Here is an 18,846-nt window from a genome sequence, read left to right on the forward strand (position 1 = left end):
GGGCCGCCACGCGGTTTTTACACGACTCATGAACGCACCCACTCTTATCCAGATCATTGGCGCCACCCTGTTCGGCTTGGCCGTCCTGCATACCTTCTCCACCAAATACTTCGAGCGCCTGGCTCATACCCAGCCTCGCCACGCCGGCATCTGGCATCTGCTTGGCGAAGTCGAGGTGGTTTTCGGCTTCTGGGCCATGGTGCTGATGCTTTTCATGTTCGGCATCAGCGGCAAGCCAGAGGCGATCTCCTACCTGGAATCCAGGAACTTCACCGAACCGATGTTCGTGTTCGCCATCATGGTGGTTGCGGGCACGCGGCCCATCCTGCAATTGGCGGGCTCCGCCGTGCGATTCATCGCCCGCTACCTGCCCCTGCCCCAGGGCATGGCGCTTTATTTCCTGGTCATGGCTTTCGTACCCTTGCTGGGATCCTTCATTACCGAACCCGCCGCCATGACCTTGGCCGCGCTGATGCTGCGCGACACCTTGTTCTCGCGCGAGGTTTCCACCAAACTGAAGTATGCGACGCTGGGTGTCCTGTTTGTCAATATATCCATCGGCGGCACCCTGACGCCGTTCGCGGCGCCGCCCGTGCTGATGGTTGCGGCCAAATGGAACTGGGACATCTGGTTCATGATAGCCAACTTCGGATGGAAGGCCGCCATCGCAGTGCTGTTCAACGCCGGCTCGGCCATGCTGCTGTTCCGGCGCGAATTGGGGCATATGGCGGCCAAGCCGAAAGATCAAGCCGCAGCGGTGCCAGCCGCGGTCATTCTGATCCACTTGGCTTTCCTGATCCTGGTCGTGGTGTTCGCGCATCACCCACCGGTATTCATGGGCCTGCTGTTGTTTTTCCTGGGATTCGCAACCGCCTACCAGCGGCACCAGAATCCCCTGATCCTTCGCGAAGCGTTATTGGTCGCCTTCTTCCTGGCCGGCCTGGTCGTCCTGGGCGGCTTGCAGCAGTGGTGGCTGGAGCCCCTGCTGATGGGCATGGACGCGAACGCGGTTTTCTTCGGCGCCACGGCCTTGACCGCCATTACCGACAACGCGGCACTGACTTATCTGGGCTCTTTGGTGGAAGGCTTGAGCCTGGACTTCAAGACGGCTCTTGTGGCGGGAGCCGTTACCGGCGGCGGCTTGACCTTGATTGCAAACGCCCCCAATCCGGCCGGCGCGGCGATCCTGAAAGAAAAGTTCTCGCACAACGCCATCCAGCCCTTGGGCCTATTGATCGGAGCGCTGCCGCCGACCCTGGTGGCGGTCCTGGCCTTTCGCTTGCTGTAGGGTTCCGCCGGCGGGCGAACACGGCCGCCGGCGGCCCGAATCAAAGCACCATGCCGCCGGAAACCTCGATGCGCTGGCCGCTGATCCAGTGTGTGCCATCGGCAAGCAACGCCGCCACCGCGCCGCCCACATCGTCCGGCAGTCCGACGCGGCCCATTGCGGTGATGCTTGCGATCTGCGCATTGACTTGTGCGTTGTCGCGCACCGCCCCCCCGCCGAAATCCGTCTCAATGGCGCCGGGCGCGATGGTATTCACGCTTATGCCTCGCGGTCCCAGCTCTTTCGCCATATAGCGGGTCATCACTTCTATGCCGCCTTTCATGACGGCGTATGCCGCATACCCGGGAAACGAGAAGCGTGCCAGGCCCGACGAAATGTTGACGATGCGGCCGCCATCCCTGATCAAGGGCAGCAGCTTCTGGGTCAGGAAAAATGTGCCTTTCAGGTGGATATCGACGAGCATGTCGAACTGCTCTTCCGTCGTTTCGGCAAACGGCGCCTGAAGCCCGGTGCCGGCGTTATTGACGAGACAATCAAATTGATCACGCTGCCAAGTGTCCAACAACGCGCCTTTCACACGCCCCGCAAAGGCGGAAAAGCCGCCGCTGTCGCCTACGTCCAACTGAAGCGACACGGCTTTGCGGCCCAGCGCCGTAATTTGATGCACAACCTCCTGTGCCTTGTTCCCGTTGTCCTTGTAGGTAAGGATGATATCCATCCCCTGCTCCGCAAGCTTCAGCGCCGCGCTGCGGCCCAGGCCCCGGCTTGCGCCGGTGATAAGTGCGATTCGTGTGTTTGACTCTGCCATGTTGCTCTCCTTGATGGCCAATGAATGAACGTTGATAAACTTTAATCGTTCTTATATATTGGATAAATAGCCAATAAACACACTATCTGTTTATTAAAAAAGTACAATAATTCCATGGATCTCAATACACTGCGGATTTTTTCCAGGGTTGCCGAACTCAACAGCTTTACGCAAGCCGCCGATCAATTGGGACTGACGAAAGGCCGGGTCTCCACAGCGGTACAACAGCTGGAACTGCTGGTGGGCGCCCGACTGCTGCAGCGAAGCACACGCCACGTACGGCTTACCTCGGATGGGGAACAATTCCTGACGCGATGCAAGGACCTGATCGCCGACGCGGAACAATTGCAAGGGATGTTCCAGCCCGCCGACAGCGGCTTGCAAGGCCGATTGCGCATCGACCTGCCGAATACGCTGGCGCGCAAGCTGATCATTCCCAAGCTGCCCGAATTCTTGTCCAGGCATCCTCTGCTTGAACTCGGAATAAGCACGACGGACCGCCATGTGGATGTGCTGCAAGAGGGATTCGACTGTGTGCTGCGTGTCGGTCGACTGGCCGATACCGACCTGGTTGCGCGCCCGCTGGGCGCGATGCGGATGTGCAATCTGGCCAGCCCTTCCTACCTGCAAACCTATGGCACGCCCAAGACCCTGGCCGATCTGTCGCGGCACCGGCTTGTCCACTATGCCGCCACGCTGGGAACACAAGGCGCCGGTTGGGAGTGGCAGGACGGAAACAAAGTCCGCATCCATCCCATGCGCAGCGCAGTCGTCGTCAATGGCACAGATGCCTATCAGGCAGCGTGTCTGGCAGGGTTGGGCCTGATCCAGGTGCCGATCCTTGGCGCGATGCACTTGGTCGATGAAGGCCGGCTGGCCATCGTCATGCCCGATTTCACGGCCGCGCCGATGCCGGTGTCACTGCTCTATCCGCAGCGGCGCCAGATTGCACCCCGCGTACAAGCCATCCTGAATTGGCTGGCGCAGGTGATGGCGCCTTACCTGGCAGAACCGCAAGCGGAAAAGCGCTAGGGTCTGCCGACAGCAAGCAACAAAGGAGTTGCCGTTCTGGAGGTCGAATCGGCCGCGTCTACTTTACAGACCGCGGCCGGCGAACCGCCCTCAGCACCCGACTGTCCCCTCCTCCGCAAAAAAACAAACCGTCGCCATCGGACTCAAGGCCCGATATGCCCGTTCCGGACGGCATGTCCAGTATCTCCAGCACCTTTCCCGATGATGGATCGAGCCGCCTTAGTTCGCTGGCATCGTCTTCCCAGGTTCCATGCCAAAGCTCTCCATCGACCCAGCTTACGCCGGTGACGTAGCGGTTGGATTCGATGGTCCGCAGTATGGCTCCCGTCTCGGGATCGATCTGATGGATCTTGCGTTCCCGATACTGCCCCACCCATAATGTGCCTTCGGCCCAGGCCAGGCCGGAGTCCTGACCTCCCGGAGACGGTATCGTGGCAAGCACGCGGCCCGTCGCGGGGTCGATCTTTCTGATGTGGCCCTTGGCCATCTGAAACAGGTGACGGCCGTCAAAGGCGGTTCCCGCCTCTGCGGGAACTTCGATGGAACGTAATACTCTTCCGCTCTCGGGATCGAGCGCATTCACCCGCCCGTCTGAAGCAAACCAGACTTGCCGCCCATCATAGGTGACACCGTGTATGCCATCGATATCGGGAAGGGGCTCATATTCGCGGAGAATTTCGGCGTTTGATCTATTCATGCTTCCCATCCTAATGTATTGATGTGTCGTTTAGCGGGCTTAAACACAAACCCGCTAAACACACATTAATCGATTGCCAGCGCGGCCGGGAGTAACAAAGTTGTCGTGAATCCAGGAACGGATACGGTGGTCCAACGCCGGGCTCGGCCCTTGCCAAACGACTCCACCTTGCCCGTTGCGGCCAGCAAGTCCAGCGCCCGCTGCACGGTGCGCTGGCTGGCCCCAAGAGCGAGCGCCAGGGCCGAACTGGACCATGCCTCGCCATCCGCCAGGAAGGCGAGGATCGTCGCGTGCTTCTCTTCGACAGGCCGGGCCAGCACAACAACCCGGCATTGCCGGCGCGGCGCCAGCACAAACCCTTTATCGGTCGCGCTGACGTCGGCCAAAGGCCGAAGCTCCGTACGCAGCCGCCCTATCTCGACCCGCAAGCGCGCGCGGTACGAGTCGTCGGCGGCCTTTGCGCGGAACGCCACCGCGACCAAGGCATCGCGGGACATGTCATCAGGCCATGCTTCGCCCAGCGCGCGCGCCAGCGCGAACAGCACAGGACGCCGCGCAAGCGAAACCGTCGATTCCGCGCCGCGCACAACATGGCGGCATGCGTCCACGATGAGTGCATCGGAAGCCATTAGCGCTTCCACCTCGTCGAGCAATAGGGGCCGATCGCCGCCACGTGCAATCAAGCGCGCCGCGGGCGTGCTCAAAACAAGGAATGCGTCGTCGACCTCGGCCGCCAGCGCAGGAATGCCCGCGCGTTGCGCCGCCTCCCGGGCCCGGATCAGTGCGGCGCGCGCCACGGCGGGCCGCAGGCGCCGCAACGCGATGCCTGCGACGACCAATTCGTGGGCAGCCAGGGAGGAAGGCGGGAAAGGAGCGGGATCCAGGTCGGCGAGTTTACGTTCGGCCTGATCCAGGAATCCAAGAAGAAGGAGGCGGCGAATTTCAAGGTACCGCGCGTGCGCGGCGTTAGCCTTATCGCCGTGCACTTCAAGCGTGTCCCGCGCCGCGTCCAGCGATTTCGCGGGCCATCCCAAGTCGCGCGACGCCAGCGCAATCTCGGCCTCGGCCACGACACATCTGGCGCGGGCCACGGCCTGCTGCGAGCCAAAGGCGCGCGCCGCCTTTCGCACGAGTATTCTGGCGCGGACGAAATCGCCAAGCTGCGCCATGGCTACGCCGCGAAGCGCAAGCGCCGGCGCATCGTCGCGCAAAGCGATCCGATTAAGCGCGCCGAGAGGGTCGCCCCCCGCCAGCGCATGCGCCGCGGCCGAGATGAGCCTGTCCATCGGAAGGGCCGATCAATACGCGCCCATGTAATCGCGTTTGCCGATCGCCAGGCCATTGTGGCGCAAGATATCGTAGGCTGTGGTGACATGGAAGAAAAATTGAGGCAAGCCGTAGTTGGCCAGATACGTCCGGCCGCTCAATTTTCTTTCTTTCGGCGTGCCGGGGCGCAGCACGATGTCCCGGGTTTCCCCGCCTTCGAATTTGGACGCATCCACGCTATCCAGAAAAGCCAGTGTCTTGGTCAGCAGCGCATCAAGGTCGGCGAAGGTCGCCTCTTTGCCCTCATAGCTGGGCACTTCCAGGCCGGCCAGCCGCGCCGAGATTCCGCGCGCAAAGTCGGCCGCGACCTGCACCTGTTTAATCAGGGGGAACATATCCGGATACAAGCGCGCCCGCAGCAGCGCATCGGGCTCTATCGATTTGGCGGCTGCGTGCGCATCGGCCTGCGCCACGATGGCTTTCAGGGCGGTCAGCATCTGCTTGAAGACCGGAACGGAGTGGATATACATCGGGCTGGTCATGGTCCTTCCTTGGTAAGTGTGTCGAATCCGGGCGGATACATCAACAGGATGCGGCCCCGGTAGCCCAAGGACTATAGCAGAGTCGGATATCCTATACTTTCGCGCTTTTACAGCCTTCTTCAGGCATCAAGGATCAAACATGAGTACATTTCCGCCCTGCCCAAAATGCAATTCCGAATTCACCTACGAGGATGAAGGCGCCTATATCTGCCCGGAGTGCGCGCATGAGTGGCCGACGCAGGCAAGCGCGCCGGCTGCCGCGGCCGAAAGAACCTATCGCGATTCAGCGGGGAACGTCTTGCAGGACGGGGACACCGTCACGGTCATCAAGGACTTGAAGCTGAAAGGATCGGCTGGAACGGTGAAAATCGGCACCAAGGTCAAGAATATACGTCTGGTCGACAGCGATCACGATATCGACTGCAAGATCGATGGCTTTGGCGCCATGAGCCTGAAGTCGGAGTTCGTCAAGAAAGTGTGATCGGCGGCAAGACGCACCGTACATAGGCAACCCGCGAGCCTCCGCTGCGTTACGCGGGTCCGGCTAGCCCGCTTTCTCCTGGATCTTTTCTCCTCCGCGCTCGATGTCCTGCCCCGCGCCGCGAAATGTATTGCTGCATCCGGCCGCAAGCGCCGCCAAAAGAATCATGGATAGCAAAACCCGTATTTTCATTTCCTTCTCCTAGGCAAGGCGAACGCCTTGCGGATCGCCCGGCGGGCGTCAATGCGCCAGCAAGTTTCGGACCCGCTGCCAGGGAGCTCGATTCCAGCGTGTTATTCCCCTTTCTCCTGCTGCACCCCTCCTTCGCGTGCGCTATGCTAGTAGCTGCACAGATCACATCGGGAGGCCGCAGTCGGCCATGCTTCGTTCCTGCATCGACCATATTGTCATTACAGCGCCATCGCTGGCCGAGGGCGCGGCCTACGTGGAAAGCGCCTTGGGCGTGGCCCCGCAGCCGGGGGGCGAACATTCGCGCATGGGCACGCATAACCTGCTGCTGAAGCTGGGCGACGAGGTCTATCTGGAAGTCATCGCCATCAATCCAAAGGCGCTGCCGCCGGACCGGCCACGCTGGTTCGGGCTGGACGGCATCGCCGGCCAGCCGGCCAGGCTTGCGACCTGGGTCGCCCGCAGCGGGAATATCCACGACGCGTGCGCCGCATCGCCCATTCCCCTGGGCCATATCGAAGCCATGACGCGCGGGCCGCTGCAGTGGAAGATAAGCATCCCGGCTGACGGCGGCCTTGTCATGCAAGGCATTGCGCCGTCACTCATACAATGGGAAACCGACCCGCATCCCGCCAGCGGGCTGCACGATGCCGGGTGCTCCCTGATCCGCGTGGAAGCGTTTCATTCCGACGCCCAGACGGCCGACGACCTGCTTGAAAAAATCGGGTTCGAAGGCCCGCTGGACGTCCTGCCCGCCGGCCCCGGCACGCCCGCGCACCTGATCGCTCACATCCAGACACCCTCCGGACCGCGGCGGCTAAGCGGCCTGGCCGCGGCCTGATCCCTTGTTCCACCCAGGGTTTCCATCATGAAGCTTTCCATTTTCTATATCGACGCGTTCACCGACGAACCATTCAAGGGCAATCCCGCCGCGGTGGTGCCGCTGAATACCTGGCTGCCCGAAGCCGATATGCAGGCCATCGCGACCGAGAACAATCTGTCGGAGACGGCATTCTTCGTGCGCGACGCCGACGGCAAGTTCCTGATCCGGTGGTTTTCGCCCATGACCGAAATCGCCTTTTGCGGACATGCCACGCTGGCCAGCGCTTATGTCATGTTCAAGCACGATATGGCAAGCTCGCCCATCACATTCTGGGCGAAGGCGGTGGGGGACATCGCGGTCTCGCAACAGAAAGACGGCCTGATCGAAATGAATTTCCCGAATCGCGCGCCCACGCCGGTCACGGATATTCCGCCGGCATTGCTTCAAGGCCTGTCCATCCGACCTGCACAGGTGCTGAAGAACCAGCAGGCCTATCTAGCCGTGTATGAAAACCAGGACGAGGTCGTCAACGTGGTGCCCGATCTGCAGGAACTGAAGAAACTGGCTCCATTGGATGTCGCGGTAACGGCGCCGGGCGACCGGCACGATTTTGCGTCGCGCTATTTTTGGCCGGCCAACGGCGGCGAAGAAGACCCTGTGACGGGCTCCATTCACGCCGGGCTGGCGCCGTACTGGGCGCAGCGCCTGGGCCGCTCCGAATTGGTGGCCTTGCAGGCCTCGCGCCGGACGGGGGTGCTGAATTGCCGGGTGGAAGGCGACCGCGTCTACGTCGCGGGCGCTTGCGTGCAGTACCTGGAAGGCACGATCATTGCGTGAATCGCCCGGCCAGCAGCCACTGTATCGCTTCGTTGGCCGCCGCCATGCCCATGGCGGCGGTGATGGTCACGCCGGAGCCGTAGCCGGCGCAGGACAGGCCTTGCAGGGCCGCGGCCTGCGGGGCATGGACCGCCATCTGACCCAGTTCCTGCCTGCCATCGGCAATTCCGGCCAGCGCATCGCCTCCCGCCACGGCATCGCTTTCCGACTGCAGCCACTGCGTCGGCAACAGGACGGGCTGATCGAACCACAGAGCATGCACGCCCATCTTGGGCACCCGCTTGCGCACCTTGCCGGCATGATCCGACGCCTTGGGATAACGGTGCTGGCGTCTTAAGGTATTGCGCAGCTTGGACAGCAGCGCATCATTGACGGCCGCCGACAGATCGCCGGCGCGCAAGGCCAGCGGGTTGGTCTTGCCACCCGCGCCGCCGCACACCACGATGGGAATCGCCCGCCGCCGGGCCTCCAGAATCATTGCGATCTTGGCCGCGGCCTGGTCGGTGCAGTCGACAATAAGCTGAGTATCGGCCGGAATGAGGTCCACCACGTTTTCCGGGCTGACGAAATCGTCGATCATGTCCACCCGGCATGCGGGGTTGATGCCATGCACGCGCTGAGCCATGGCCACGACTTTGGCCTGCCCCAGGGTTTCGCTCAAGGCGTGCAACTGCCGGTTGATGTTGGATTCGGCAATATGATCCAGATCGATCAGGCCAAGTGCGCCGACCCCCGAGCGTGCAAGCGCCTCCGCGCACCAGGATCCCACACCGCCTATGCCCGCCACCGTCACCCGGGCCGCACTCAAGCGCGAAAGGCTGCCGGGTCCGTACAAGCGCTCCAGGCCGGCGAAACGGCGTTGAGTATCGATAGAGGAATAGGCATCAGGCATGGCGGGCTCGGGAATCAAAATGTCGGATCGTCGGCGCAAGATCGCGTACCTGACGGCCAGGAAGGAAGTTTACACGCGCCGCTCCAATAAGCCGGACTGGCGTGCACTGCCAAAAAGCGACACTTGATCAACAGGAACCGGCGCTGGGCGCGGACTGCCTTAAAATAGCTTATCCACTCGCACCTGGAGCCGCCCACAAAGTGAACACCGTTTTCTCGCCTGATCCGCATCCCATCCCCGCACCCGGCAGTTTCCGCCTGCTTACCGAAGCTGAACGACACGCCTCCTTGCAACAGTCCCTGGCCCACTGGAAGGCCGATCAGGATATCTGGGTTTATGGTTACGGTTCTTTGATTTGGCGGCCGGAATTCGAGTTCACCGAAAAACGCGATGCGCTGCTCCACGGCTACCACCGCGCGCTGTGCCTGTGGTCCCGCGTCAACCGGGGCACTCCAGATCAGCCGGGTCTGGTTTTCGGCCTGGATGCGGGCGGATCCTGCCGGGGCATGGCCTACCGCATTCCCGCCCGGGATGTACCAACGACCATGGAAGCGCTGTGGCGGCGCGAGATGCCCAGCGGCGCCTACCTGCCCAAATGGCTCAGTTGCCGGACCGATGACGGTCCGGTGACGGCCCTGGTCTTTACCATGAACCGCAATACGGACGCTTATGTGCGCGGCCTGCCCACCGACCGGCTCATCCATATCGTGCGCAATGCGCACGGCAGCTACGGACCTTGCGTAGAGTATGTACTGGAAACGGCACAGGCCCTGAAACGGTCCAATATCCATGACAAGCGCCTGCAGGCGCTGGTGGGCGAACTGCGCCTGTCGCTGGCCGGCAACGCCTAGCCGCTATCCGCAACCGGGTAAACTATTGCTTCACCACTTTTATTGCGCTGCCATGTCTGTTGCCGATATCCGCCAGAAGTATGAAAAGTTCGAGCTGCTTGAAGCGTCCCTGGCGGCCACGCCGATCGAGCAGTTCACCCTGTGGTTCGGCGAGGCCCTGAAGGCCGGGGTGCCCGAACCCAATGCGATGACGCTGGCCACCGCCACGCCGGCCGGCCGGCCGTCGGCCCGTATCGTCCTGCTCAAGGGGTTCGACGAGCGCGGACTGGTGTTCTTTACCAATTACACTTCGCGCAAGGGCGATGAGCTGGCCCGGAACCCCCACGCCAGCCTGCTTTTCTTCTGGCCCGCGCTTGAGCGCCAAGTGCGCCTGGAGGGCACCGTTGAGAAAGTCTCGGCGGCCGAGTCCGACGAATATTTCCACAGCCGCCCGCTGGGTTCACGCATAGGCGCCTGGGTGTCTCCCCAAAGCCAGCCCATCACGCGCGCCGAGCTGGAAGCCCGCAACGCCGCGCTGACCGAATCGCTGGGCGCCGAACCGCCCCGCCCCGAGCATTGGGGCGGCTACCGGCTTACGCCCGACTATGTCGAGTTCTGGCAGGGGCGCCCGTCTCGCCTGCATGACCGCCTGGTTTTCCAGCGCGGCGCGGATCGGCAATGGTCGCGCCTGCGCCTGGCGCCCTGATCGCGGCTGCCGGCCCCGTCCTTGTATGACAGCGACTCCTCCCGACTTCGATTCCCGCTTCTTCCGATCAGCATTAGGCCGTTTTGCCACCGGGGTAACGGTCATCACGACTGAAGCCAGCCAAGGCGGCGGCCCCGTGGGATTGACGATAAGCTCGTTCAATTCGGTGTCCCTGGAACCGCCCATGGTCTTGTGGACCTTGTCGAAAAAAGCGTCGTCGCTGGCGCATTTTCTGCAAGCGCGCCGGTATGTGGTCCATGTGCTGGCCGCGCCCCAGCTATCTCTGGCGAAACGCTTCGCGCAGGGCGCCCAGGCGGACCGCTTCAAGGGCTTGGCGCTGACGCGCGCGCCCGGCGGAACGCTGATGCTGGATGCGCCCGAATGCGCCGCCTGGTTCGAATGCTACAACCTGACACAGCACGATGCGGGGGACCATACGATTTTCATCGGACAGGTGGAGCATTGCCACCGCAACTTCGGCCAGCCTTTGGTTTACCATGCTGGCGACTTTGATCTAACCCCTTCGACCGAGCCGCTTTCCAGCAATTGAGGCAGGCCGGTGGTTTTTTGATGTAGAAACTTATGGCAGATATAGATTGTGTCGTCCTGGGAGCAGGCGTTGTTGGACTCGCCGTCGCGCGCGAACTGGCCTTGTCCGGACGGGAGGTTCTGGTGGTGGAAGCCGCCGAGGCCATTGGCACCGGCACCAGTTCGCGCAACTCCGAAGTCATCCATGCGGGCATCTACTACGCGCCGGGCAGCCTGAAAGCGCAACTATGCGTCAGCGGCAAGGAAATGCTTTATGCCTATTGCGCGGAACGCGGCATACCGCACAAGCGGCTGGGCAAGCTTATCGTGGCCGCAACGCCGGAGCAAAGCGCAAAGCTCCAGCACATTGCCGAACAGGCCAGCCTTAATGGCGTCAACGACCTGTACCGCATCAGCGGCGCCGAAGCGCGCGAGCTTGAGCCCGCCCTGGTCTGCGATGCCGCGCTGGTATCGCCCTCGACCGGCATCGTCGACAGCCATGCGCTTATGCTGGCCTTGCAGGGCGATGCTGAGAACCAGGGCGCCCAATGCGTCTTCCACACCGAGTTCAGCGCCGGCCGCATTTTGGACTCCGGTGAATTCCATCTGGAATTCAAGGGCGACGAACCCATGGAACTGACCGCCAACTGCGTCATCAATTCCACCGGATTGTCGGCGCCCATGACGGCTCGCAAGCTGCGCGGCCAGCCCGAAGGGCTGATACCGACCGCCTATTTCTGCAAAGGCAACTATTTCACATTGGCCGGCCGTTCACCCTTTGGCCGGCTGATCTATCCCATGCCCAACGACGCCGGCCTGGGTGTGCACCTGACTTTGGACATGGGCGGGCAGGCCAAGTTCGGCCCGGATACGGAATGGGTGGACCATGAGGACTACACGCTGGATGCCCGGCGGGCCGATACCTTCTACGAAGCGGTGCGCAGCTATTGGCCGGCCTTGCCCGACGGCGCGCTGAACCCTGGCTACACCGGCATCCGCCCCAAGATCGTCGGCCCGGGCTCGCCGGCCGCCGATTTCATCATTGCCGGCCCCTCGTCCCATGGAATCCCGCAATTGGTAAACCTGTTCGGCCTGGAATCGCCCGCACTGACGGCATGCCTGGCCATTGCACAGAAAGTCAAAGCCTCGCTCCAGTCACCCGCTTAGCGCATCGCCAGCTGTATCACACATGAACGACTACATCCTGACCCTTTCCTGCCCGGATCGCACCGGCATCGTGCACAGCGTCACCAGCTGGCTGCTTGACCTGCATGGCAACATCATCGACGCACAGCAATTCGGCGACCTGGAAACCCAGCGCTTTTTTCTGCGCGTCCATTTCGTGCTGCCCGAGCCGGCCGCCGTCCCGGACCTGGAAGCCTCCTTTTCGTCCGTGGCGGCCAGGTTCGGCATGCAGGCCAAGATTTACGATGCCCAGCGAAAAAGCCGCCTGCTGATTCTTGTCAGCCGCCAGGGCCATTGCCTGAACGACCTGCTGTTCCGCACCCACAGCGGGCAGTTGCCGGTGGAGATTGCCGGCATCGTGTCCAACCATCCGGACTTCGCCGGGATGGCTCACGCCTACGGCATACCGTTCCACCACCTGCCGGTGAATGCGGATACGCGCGCCGACCAGGAGCAGCAGATACTGAACATCGTGGCGCGGGAGAACGTCGACCTGGTCGTGCTGGCACGCTACATGCAAATACTGACGGATACGCTGTGCAGGGCGCTGTCGGGGAAGGCCATCAATATCCACCATAGCTTTCTGCCCAGCTTCAAGGGCGCCCGCCCCTACCATCAGGCCCACACGCGCGGCGTGAAAATCATAGGCGCGACGGCCCACTACGTGACCGCCGACCTGGACGAAGGCCCCATCATCGAACAGGATATCGAGCGGGTGGATCACGCCATGAGCGCCAACGACCTGACCCAGGTGGGCAGCGATGTGGAATCCCTGGTGCTGGCACGCGCGGTGCGCTCGCATGTGGAGCACCGCATCTTGTTGAACGGCCAGCGCACGGTGGTCTTCCGTTAGCCTCCTGCCGCGACGCCTTCGCGCCGCGGGTCCGCTCCCCCTTCCAGGCCGTCGGGCGTCAGCACGATGCCCTGCAGTCCGCTGGGAAACTCGACCTCGCGCACTTCGTGGCCCATGGCCCTCAGGGGCGCGGCCAAGCCATGCAGCCTGCCTTTTTCCAGCTCGGTAAAGCGATTGCGGCTGCCGTAATTGGGCAGGTCGATCGCCTGCTGTATGTCCAGGCCCCAGTCCAGCACGCCCAACAAGGTTTTTGCCACATAGTTGATGATGGCCGCGCCGCCCGGCGAGCCGATGGCCATATAAGGCTTGCCATCCTTGAGCACCAGCATGGGCGCCATCGAACTGCGCGGCCGCTTCAGGGGCTCCAGCCGGTTGGCCACAGGCTTGCCTTGCGCATCCACGTCAGACAGCGAGAAGTCCGTCAACTGGTTGTTCAGCAGAAAGCCATCCACAAGGATCTTGCTGCCAAACGCCGTTTCTATCGAGCTGGTCATGGACACGACATTGCCCCCGCGGTCCACCGCGACCACATGGCTGGTGGAAGGCAGCTCGGGGGAATCGTCCTGGCCGCGGACCGCCTTCAAGCCCACCGGGTCGCCCGCAGGCGCCCGCCCTATGGTGGCGTCCGGCTTTATCAGCCCGGCCCGCAAGGCCAGGTAGCGCTTGTCCAGCAGGCCTTTTACGGGCACGTCGATGAAATCCGGATCGGCCAGGTAGATGTCGCGATCCGCAAAGGCCAGCTTGCCCGCTTCGGAGAAATAATGGACCGCCTGGAGCGAAGTGGGCGGCAGATCGGCGATAGGGGTGTGCGACAGGATTTCCAGCATCTGGATCACGGCCAACGGACCGGAACTGGGCGGCGGCATGCCGCACAGGCTATAGGCCTTGTAGGGCGCGCACAGCGGCGCGCGCGCTTTGGCCCGGTAGGAAGACATGTCCGCCAGGCTTAGATCGCCCGGCACGGCGTGCGAGGCAACCGCGTCGACGATGTTCCGCGCCACCTCGCCTTCATAGAAGGCCCGCGGCCCGCCTTGGGCAATGCGGCGCAGCAAGGCCGCGAACGCGGGATTCTTCAGGACGTGGCCCACCGGCCATGGCTCGCCCCGCGCATCATAAAAATAGGCGGCCGCCGCGGCTTGCCGCCGCAAAGCCTGATTGTCTTGCAGCAAGGCATGCAGGCGCGGCGAAACCGCGAAGCCTTTCTCGGCCAGATCGATGGCCGGCTGGAACAGGCTGGCCCAGCTTGTCCGGCCGTGCTGCTGGTGCATCAGCCCAAGAGCCGCCACGACTCCAGGCACTCCCACAGAGCGGCCGCTATTGACGGCCTCCCAAAAAGGCATGGCCTTACCGTCCTTCATGAAACGATCGCTGCGCGCAGCCGCTGGCGCCGTTTCGCGGCCGTCATAGGACTGCACCACCCCCTGCTTCGCATCGTAGCGGACGATGAAGGCGCCGCCGCCTATCCCCGAAGATTGCGGCTCGACCAGGTTAAGCACCATCTGCGCCGCGATCAGGGCGTCGGTCGCGCTTCCGCCTTGATCCAGGATGCGGGCGCCCGCCCGGCTGGCCAAGGGGTTGGCGCTGCTGATCATGTAGTCGCGGGCCCGTACAATCCGGCGCTGCGACAGGCCGGTGCCCGCTTCGGGCTGTATGTCCTCTTTGGCCTGAGCGGGCCGGTCCCGACCGGCGTCGAGGGGGGCGGCCGCGAAGGCCGGCCAAGCGCAGGCGGCGGACAGCAGCAGGGCCACGCCGCCGCGCACGGCCGCATGCCCGATGGCAGCCAATCCGTTTTTGGGCCGAACCAGGGGCTTAGCCATCATGCACGGTCTCCATCATGGTTGAGTGATCCCGGCCAGCCACGATTCGAAGGAAAGCAAGGCTTCGCTGCGTTCGCTGGACTCCGGGTAACTGAAGAAATAGGCGTCGCTGACGGCCAGCACGCCGTCACAGGGGGACAGCAGGCTGCCCCTGGCCAGCTCGTCCTGCACCAGGAAGCGCGGCACCAGGGCCACCCCCAGCCCGGCCCGCACGGCCGCCAGGGTCATGGTGAACAATTCATAGCGCGGGCCGGCGTTCATCGACGGCAGGTATTCCCTGCCCTGTGCCTGATACCACTGGCGCCAGGCGTCGGGACGCGACAGCATGTGCAAATGGGTCAGGCCGTCCAGGGCGCGGCCGGCATCGGCACCGGGCTTCAGAAGCTCCGGAATGCAGACGGGCAGCAGTTCTCCCTCGTTGAACAACTTTATGCCCACCGTCTGCGGCCAGATCTGCGGCGCATGATAGATGGCGGCATCGAAGGGGTAATCGTTGAACTGAAAGGGCAGTGTCCTGACAGACAGGCTGACGGCGATATCGCCGTGCAGGCGCTGGAAGTCGGGCAAGCGCGGCACCAGCCAGGTGGTGGCCAGGGTGGGCAGCACGGCCACGTGCAGGCTGCGGCCCATGCCGGAACGCGAGACCAGCCCGAAAGTGTCTTTTTCCAGTTGCTCAAGGTGATGGCGCACGCGCGCGGCGTATTCCGCGCCAGCCTCGGTCACGGCGACTCGCCGACGCACACGCGTCAGGAGCTGGACCCCCAGCCTCTCCTCAAGGCCCGTCACCTGCCGATAGACCGCGCTATGCGTCAGCGACAGCTCTTCCGCCGCCCTGGAAAAAGACCCCAGGCGGGCGGTGGCCTCGAAAGCTTGGAGCGCTCCCAGATTGGGTATGCCGTTTCTCATTAGCCTGATCTTAGTGCAATGCCCGCGCCGGCGGTAGAATCGACGGCGACGGATGTTGATCGGAGTCTTGCATAATAGGCAAGACATTGTGCAATTTTATCAATTGCGTTGTGCAGTCAACGCACATTACTCTCGAACCTTATGAAAGCAAGCTCATCCCCCATATCGCGCCCTCGCCTGGGCGGACACATTCTTGTCGACCAACTGGCCGTGCAAGGCGTAAAACACGTTTTCTGCGTTCCCGGAGAAAGCTACCTGGCCGTGCTGGACGGCCTGCACGACGCCTCCATCCAGGTCACCGTATGCCGCCAGGAAGGCGGCGCGGCGATGATGGCCGACGCCCACGGCAAGCTTACCGGGCAGCCCGGCATTTGCATGGTGACACGCGGCCCCGGGGCTTCGAATGCCATGGCGGGCGTGCATATCGCCATGCAGGACTCCACGCCGCTCATCCTGTTCGTCGGCCAGATCGAACGCGGCATGCGCGAGCGCGAGGCTTTCCAGGAAATGGACTACCGTGCCGTGTTCGGCACGCAGGCCAAATGGGTCACCGAAATCGACCAGGTCGAACGCATACCGGAAATCATCTCGCGCGCCTTCCATGTGGCAACCTCGGGGCGCCCGGGTCCGGTGGTCATCGCCCTGCCTGAGGACATGCTGGTCGAATATGCCGAAGTGGCCGACGCGCCGCATTACGAAGTCCTTGAAAGCGCGCCCACCGCGCAACAGATGGATGCGCTGGCCGCCCAATTGGCGCGGGCCAGCAAGCCCATTGCCATCCTGGGCGGCACGCGCTGGGACCAGGAAGCCGTGGACCGGTTTGCCGCCTTCGCCGAGCAGCGGCAATTGCCGGTGGCCGTGCAGTTCCGCCGCCAGATGCTGTTTTCCACCAGCCACCCTTGCTTTGTGGGCGACGTGGGCCTGGGAGGCAACCCCGCGCTCATGCAATACATCAAGGACGCCGACCTGATCCTGCTGGTGGGCGGACGCATGTCGGAGATCGCCAGCCAGAGCTACACCCTGCTGGACATCCCCGTGCCGGCGCAAACCCTGGTCCATGTGCATCCGGACGCGCTGGAATTGAACCGCGTCTACCGCGCCGACCTGGCCATCAATGTGTCGCCGATATCGTTCGCGCAATCCCTCGCCGCCCTTCAGCCCGCCGGCCAGCCGGCCTGGGCGGGCGAACTGGACCGCATGCGGTCCAGCTACCTGGCATGGACCGATCCGCAAAAAATCACGCATCCCGGCGCCTTGCAGATGGGCCAGGTCATGAGCTACCTGCGCACCGCCCTGCCCGACGACGCCATCATGTGCAACGGCGCGGGCAACTACGCCACCTGGCTGCATCGCTTCCATCCTTTCCAGCGCTACGGCACTCAGTTGGCGCCCACTTCGGGCTCCATGGGCTACGGCCTGCCGGCGGCCGTGGGCGCAAAGCGCATCGATCCCTCGAAAACCGTAGTGTGCTTCGCCGGCGACGGCTGCTTCATGATGCACGGCCAGGAGTTCGCCACCGCTGTGCAATACCGGTTGCCCATCATCGTGCTGCTGATCGATAACGGCATGTACGGCACCATACGCATGCACCAGGAGCGCCACTACCCAGCGCGGCTGTCGGCCACCACATTGCAGAACCCCGACTTCGCCGCCTACGCACAGGCCTTCGGCGGCCACGGAGAACGGGTCGAAACGACAGAGCAGTTCGCGCCCGCCTTCGAGCGCGCCCTGGCCAGCGGCAAGCCGGCCATACTGCATTGCCTGATCGATCCCGAAACCATTTCGCCTTCGACCACCTTACAGAAAATCCGCGAACAGGCCCTGGCGGCCCAGTCGTAATGCGCTGGCGGAGCCGGAATCCGGCCCGTCACAACCAAGATACCTGAACCTTAGAACCTACTTAATCGGAGCCCCTTATGTCGGCAGCCCCCTCTTTTCATTGGCAAGACCCTCTTTTGCTGGATACGCAGCTTACCGAGGAAGAGCGCATGGTGCGCGATGCCGCCCAGGCCTACGCCCAGGACAAGCTTGCCACCCGCGTACTTGAAGCCTTCCGTCACGAAAAAACGGACCCCGCCATCTTTTCCGAAATGGGCGAACTGGGCCTGCTGGGCGCCACCATTCCCGAAGAATACGGCGGCGCCGGGCTGAACTACGTCAGCTACGGTCTGATCGCCCGCGAAGTCGAACGCATCGACTCGGGCTACCGCTCCATGATGAGCGTGCAGTCGTCGCTGGTGATGGTGCCCATCAATGAATTCGGCAGCGAAGAGCAGAAACGCAAATACCTGCCCAAGCTGGCCAGCGGCCAGTGGATAGGCTGCTTCGGCCTGACCGAGCCCAATCACGGTTCGGATCCGGGCGCGATGGAAACCCGCGCCGTGAAAACCAGCGACGGCTACCGCGTCAGCGGCAACAAGATGTGGATCACCAACTCGCCCATCGCCGACGTTTTCGTCGTGTGGGCCAAAGTGGTCGGCGGCGACGACGATGGCAAGATCCGCGGCTTCATCCTGGATAAAGGCATGAAGGGCCTGTCCGCCCCCGCGATCCACGGCAAAGTCGGCCTGCGCTCGTCCATTACCGGCGAAATCGTCATGGACGACGTCGAGATCGGCGCGGACCAGATGCTGCCCAAGGTCAGCGGCCTACGCGGCCCCTTTACCTGCCTGAACTCCGCACGCTACGGCATCGCCTGGGGCGCGCTGGGCGCGGCCGAGGCCTGCTGGCACACCGCCCGCCAATACACCCTGGACCGCAAGCAGTTCGGCCGCCCCCTGGCCGCCAACCAGCTTATCCAGAAGAAGCTGGCCGATATGCAGACCGAGATCACCCTGGCCCTGCAAGGCTGCCTGCGCCTGGGCCGCATGAAGGACGAGGGCACGGCCGCTGTGGAAATCACGTCCATCATGAAGCGCAATTCCTGCGGCAAGGCGCTGGACATCGCCCGTCTGGCGCGCGACATGCTGGGCGGCAACGGCATCTCGGACGAATTCGGCGTGGCCCGCCACCTGGTCAACCTGGAAGTCGTGAACACCTACGAGGGCACCCACGACGTCCATGCCTTGATCCTGGGCCGCGCCCAGACCGGCTTGCAGGCGTTTTTCTAAATACCCGACGCCGTCTTGAACAGCGCTTATGCAACAAGGGCCGCCCAAAAGGCGGC

Annotated in this window: 20 protein-coding genes; 12 read left to right on the top strand and 8 right to left on the bottom strand. The window is 63.0% G+C overall.

The features are described from left to right. Positions 1–28 precede the first annotated feature (28 nt). Complete coding sequence (locus V0R37_RS01890) at positions 29–1,288, top strand: putative Na+/H+ antiporter (protein WP_420372872.1); 1,260 nt, start codon at positions 29–31, stop codon at positions 1,286–1,288. 40 nt (positions 1,289–1,328) lie between these two features. On the opposite strand, the gene V0R37_RS01895 is transcribed toward V0R37_RS01890, so the two are convergent. Then, positions 1,329–2,096, bottom strand: a complete 768-nt coding sequence (locus V0R37_RS01895; RefSeq protein WP_420372873.1) for an SDR family NAD(P)-dependent oxidoreductase — start codon at positions 2,094–2,096, stop codon at positions 1,329–1,331. Between the two features lie 114 nt (positions 2,097–2,210). Here V0R37_RS01895 and V0R37_RS01900 point away from each other — a divergent pair, with 114 nt between their 5' ends. Next, positions 2,211–3,128: a LysR family transcriptional regulator gene (locus V0R37_RS01900; RefSeq protein ID WP_420372874.1), complete on the top strand. Its 918-nt coding sequence runs from the start codon at positions 2,211–2,213 to the stop codon at positions 3,126–3,128. 58 nt (positions 3,129–3,186) lie between these two features. Here the strand turns inward: V0R37_RS01900 and V0R37_RS01905 are convergent, their stop codons facing one another. From V0R37_RS01905 to V0R37_RS01915, 3 genes are all read right to left on the bottom strand, one after another. Then, a complete protein-coding gene (locus V0R37_RS01905; RefSeq protein ID WP_420372875.1) occupies positions 3,187–3,825 on the bottom strand; it encodes a Vgb family protein in 639 nt (212 codons plus the stop codon). Between the two features lie 65 nt (positions 3,826–3,890). Beyond that, positions 3,891–5,111: an ATP-binding protein gene (locus V0R37_RS01910; RefSeq protein ID WP_420372876.1), complete on the bottom strand. Its 1,221-nt coding sequence runs from the start codon at positions 5,109–5,111 to the stop codon at positions 3,891–3,893. A 12-nt stretch (positions 5,112–5,123) separates the two neighbouring features. Continuing rightward, complete coding sequence (locus V0R37_RS01915; RefSeq protein ID WP_420372877.1) at positions 5,124–5,633, bottom strand: DUF1993 domain-containing protein; 510 nt, start codon at positions 5,631–5,633, stop codon at positions 5,124–5,126. A gap of 139 nt (positions 5,634–5,772) precedes the next feature. On the opposite strand from V0R37_RS01915, the gene V0R37_RS01920 reads away from it, so the two are divergent. Beyond that, complete coding sequence (locus tag V0R37_RS01920; RefSeq protein WP_420372878.1) at positions 5,773–6,114, top strand: zinc ribbon domain-containing protein YjdM; 342 nt, start codon at positions 5,773–5,775, stop codon at positions 6,112–6,114. A gap of 63 nt (positions 6,115–6,177) precedes the next feature. On the opposite strand, the gene V0R37_RS01925 is transcribed toward V0R37_RS01920, so the two are convergent. Further along, entirely contained in the window at positions 6,178–6,306 is a 129-nt protein-coding gene (locus V0R37_RS01925) for an entericidin A/B family lipoprotein (protein WP_420372879.1), read from the bottom strand. Between the two features lie 187 nt (positions 6,307–6,493). Between V0R37_RS01925 and V0R37_RS01930 the strand changes: the two genes are divergently transcribed. Continuing rightward, complete coding sequence (locus V0R37_RS01930; protein WP_420372880.1) at positions 6,494–7,144, top strand: VOC family protein; 651 nt, start codon at positions 6,494–6,496, stop codon at positions 7,142–7,144. Positions 7,145–7,171: 27 nt separating this feature from the next. Continuing rightward, positions 7,172–7,963, top strand: coding sequence for a PhzF family phenazine biosynthesis protein (locus tag V0R37_RS01935; protein WP_420372881.1), 792 nt, complete (start codon positions 7,172–7,174; stop codon positions 7,961–7,963). On the opposite strand, the gene V0R37_RS01940 is transcribed toward V0R37_RS01935, so the two are convergent. After that, complete coding sequence (locus tag V0R37_RS01940) at positions 7,953–8,855, bottom strand: tRNA threonylcarbamoyladenosine dehydratase (protein ID WP_420373124.1); 903 nt, start codon at positions 8,853–8,855, stop codon at positions 7,953–7,955. The genes V0R37_RS01935 and V0R37_RS01940 overlap by 11 nt on opposite strands. A 200-nt stretch (positions 8,856–9,055) precedes the next feature. Between V0R37_RS01940 and V0R37_RS01945 the strand changes: the two genes are divergently transcribed. From V0R37_RS01945 to purU, 5 genes are read left to right on the top strand one after another with little or no spacing between them, the layout of a single operon-like run. Then, complete coding sequence (locus tag V0R37_RS01945; RefSeq protein ID WP_420372882.1) at positions 9,056–9,706, top strand: gamma-glutamylcyclotransferase; 651 nt, start codon at positions 9,056–9,058, stop codon at positions 9,704–9,706. A 52-nt stretch (positions 9,707–9,758) separates the two neighbouring features. Next, on the top strand, positions 9,759–10,391 hold the full coding sequence (gene pdxH / locus V0R37_RS01950; protein WP_420372883.1) for a pyridoxamine 5'-phosphate oxidase: 633 nt from the start codon (positions 9,759–9,761) through the stop codon (positions 10,389–10,391). Positions 10,392–10,416: 25 nt separating this feature from the next. Further along, entirely contained in the window at positions 10,417–10,941 is a 525-nt protein-coding gene (locus V0R37_RS01955; protein WP_420372884.1) for a flavin reductase family protein, read from the top strand. A gap of 32 nt (positions 10,942–10,973) precedes the next feature. Beyond that, positions 10,974–12,086 (top strand): NAD(P)/FAD-dependent oxidoreductase, encoded by a 1,113-nt coding sequence (locus V0R37_RS01960; RefSeq protein WP_420372885.1) that lies wholly within the window; start codon positions 10,974–10,976, stop codon positions 12,084–12,086. A 22-nt stretch (positions 12,087–12,108) separates the two neighbouring features. Then, positions 12,109–12,957, top strand: coding sequence for a formyltetrahydrofolate deformylase (gene purU, locus V0R37_RS01965; protein WP_420372886.1), 849 nt, complete (start codon positions 12,109–12,111; stop codon positions 12,955–12,957). Here purU and ggt read toward each other — a convergent pair. Beyond that, a complete protein-coding gene (gene ggt / locus V0R37_RS01970; RefSeq protein WP_420372887.1) occupies positions 12,954–14,777 on the bottom strand; it encodes a gamma-glutamyltransferase in 1,824 nt (607 codons plus the stop codon). The two genes, purU and ggt, sit on opposite strands and share 4 nt — an antisense overlap. A 12-nt stretch (positions 14,778–14,789) precedes the next feature. Next, positions 14,790–15,680 carry a LysR substrate-binding domain-containing protein gene (locus V0R37_RS01975; RefSeq protein ID WP_420372888.1) on the bottom strand — a complete coding sequence of 297 codons (891 nt, stop codon included), beginning with the start codon at positions 15,678–15,680 and terminating at the stop codon, positions 14,790–14,792. A gap of 141 nt (positions 15,681–15,821) precedes the next feature. Between V0R37_RS01975 and V0R37_RS01980 the strand changes: the two genes are divergently transcribed. After that, a complete protein-coding gene (locus V0R37_RS01980; protein ID WP_420372889.1) occupies positions 15,822–17,519 on the top strand; it encodes a thiamine pyrophosphate-binding protein in 1,698 nt (565 codons plus the stop codon). Positions 17,520–17,596: 77 nt separating this feature from the next. After that, positions 17,597–18,790, top strand: a complete 1,194-nt coding sequence (locus V0R37_RS01985; RefSeq protein WP_420372890.1) for an acyl-CoA dehydrogenase — start codon at positions 17,597–17,599, stop codon at positions 18,788–18,790. The last annotated feature ends 56 nt before the right edge of the window (positions 18,791–18,846 follow it).

The organism is Pollutimonas rozaliensis (assembly GCF_048751585.1).
GTDB lineage: Bacteria > Pseudomonadota > Gammaproteobacteria > Burkholderiales > Burkholderiaceae_B.

Bases quoted from the DNA above. Each gene is read 5' to 3' on its own strand.
- V0R37_RS01960 (WP_420372885.1), top strand. From the start codon at position 10,974: ATGGCAGATATAGATTGTGTCGTCCTGGGAGCAGGCGTTGTTGGACTC.
- V0R37_RS01905 (WP_420372875.1), bottom strand. From the start codon at position 3,825: ATGAATAGATCAAACGCCGAAATTCTCCGCGAATATGAGCCCCTTCCC.
- ggt (WP_420372887.1), bottom strand. From the start codon at position 14,777: ATGATGGCTAAGCCCCTGGTTCGGCCCAAAAACGGATTGGCTGCCATC.
- V0R37_RS01985 (WP_420372890.1), top strand. From the start codon at position 17,597: ATGTCGGCAGCCCCCTCTTTTCATTGGCAAGACCCTCTTTTGCTGGAT.
- V0R37_RS01915 (WP_420372877.1), bottom strand. From the start codon at position 5,633: ATGACCAGCCCGATGTATATCCACTCCGTTCCGGTCTTCAAGCAGATG.
- V0R37_RS01925 (WP_420372879.1), bottom strand. From the start codon at position 6,306: ATGAAAATACGGGTTTTGCTATCCATGATTCTTTTGGCGGCGCTTGCG.
- purU (WP_420372886.1), top strand. From the start codon at position 12,109: ATGAACGACTACATCCTGACCCTTTCCTGCCCGGATCGCACCGGCATC.
- V0R37_RS01980 (WP_420372889.1), top strand. From the start codon at position 15,822: ATGAAAGCAAGCTCATCCCCCATATCGCGCCCTCGCCTGGGCGGACAC.
- V0R37_RS01930 (WP_420372880.1), top strand. From the start codon at position 6,494: ATGCTTCGTTCCTGCATCGACCATATTGTCATTACAGCGCCATCGCTG.
- V0R37_RS01890 (WP_420372872.1), top strand. From the start codon at position 29: ATGAACGCACCCACTCTTATCCAGATCATTGGCGCCACCCTGTTCGGC.
- V0R37_RS01900 (WP_420372874.1), top strand. From the start codon at position 2,211: ATGGATCTCAATACACTGCGGATTTTTTCCAGGGTTGCCGAACTCAAC.
- pdxH (WP_420372883.1), top strand. From the start codon at position 9,759: ATGTCTGTTGCCGATATCCGCCAGAAGTATGAAAAGTTCGAGCTGCTT.
- V0R37_RS01920 (WP_420372878.1), top strand. From the start codon at position 5,773: ATGAGTACATTTCCGCCCTGCCCAAAATGCAATTCCGAATTCACCTAC.
- V0R37_RS01895 (WP_420372873.1), bottom strand. From the start codon at position 2,096: ATGGCAGAGTCAAACACACGAATCGCACTTATCACCGGCGCAAGCCGG.
- V0R37_RS01940 (WP_420373124.1), bottom strand. From the start codon at position 8,855: ATGCCTGATGCCTATTCCTCTATCGATACTCAACGCCGTTTCGCCGGC.
- V0R37_RS01975 (WP_420372888.1), bottom strand. From the start codon at position 15,680: ATGAGAAACGGCATACCCAATCTGGGAGCGCTCCAAGCTTTCGAGGCC.
- V0R37_RS01955 (WP_420372884.1), top strand. From the start codon at position 10,417: ATGACAGCGACTCCTCCCGACTTCGATTCCCGCTTCTTCCGATCAGCA.
- V0R37_RS01910 (WP_420372876.1), bottom strand. From the start codon at position 5,111: ATGGACAGGCTCATCTCGGCCGCGGCGCATGCGCTGGCGGGGGGCGAC.
- V0R37_RS01935 (WP_420372881.1), top strand. From the start codon at position 7,172: ATGAAGCTTTCCATTTTCTATATCGACGCGTTCACCGACGAACCATTC.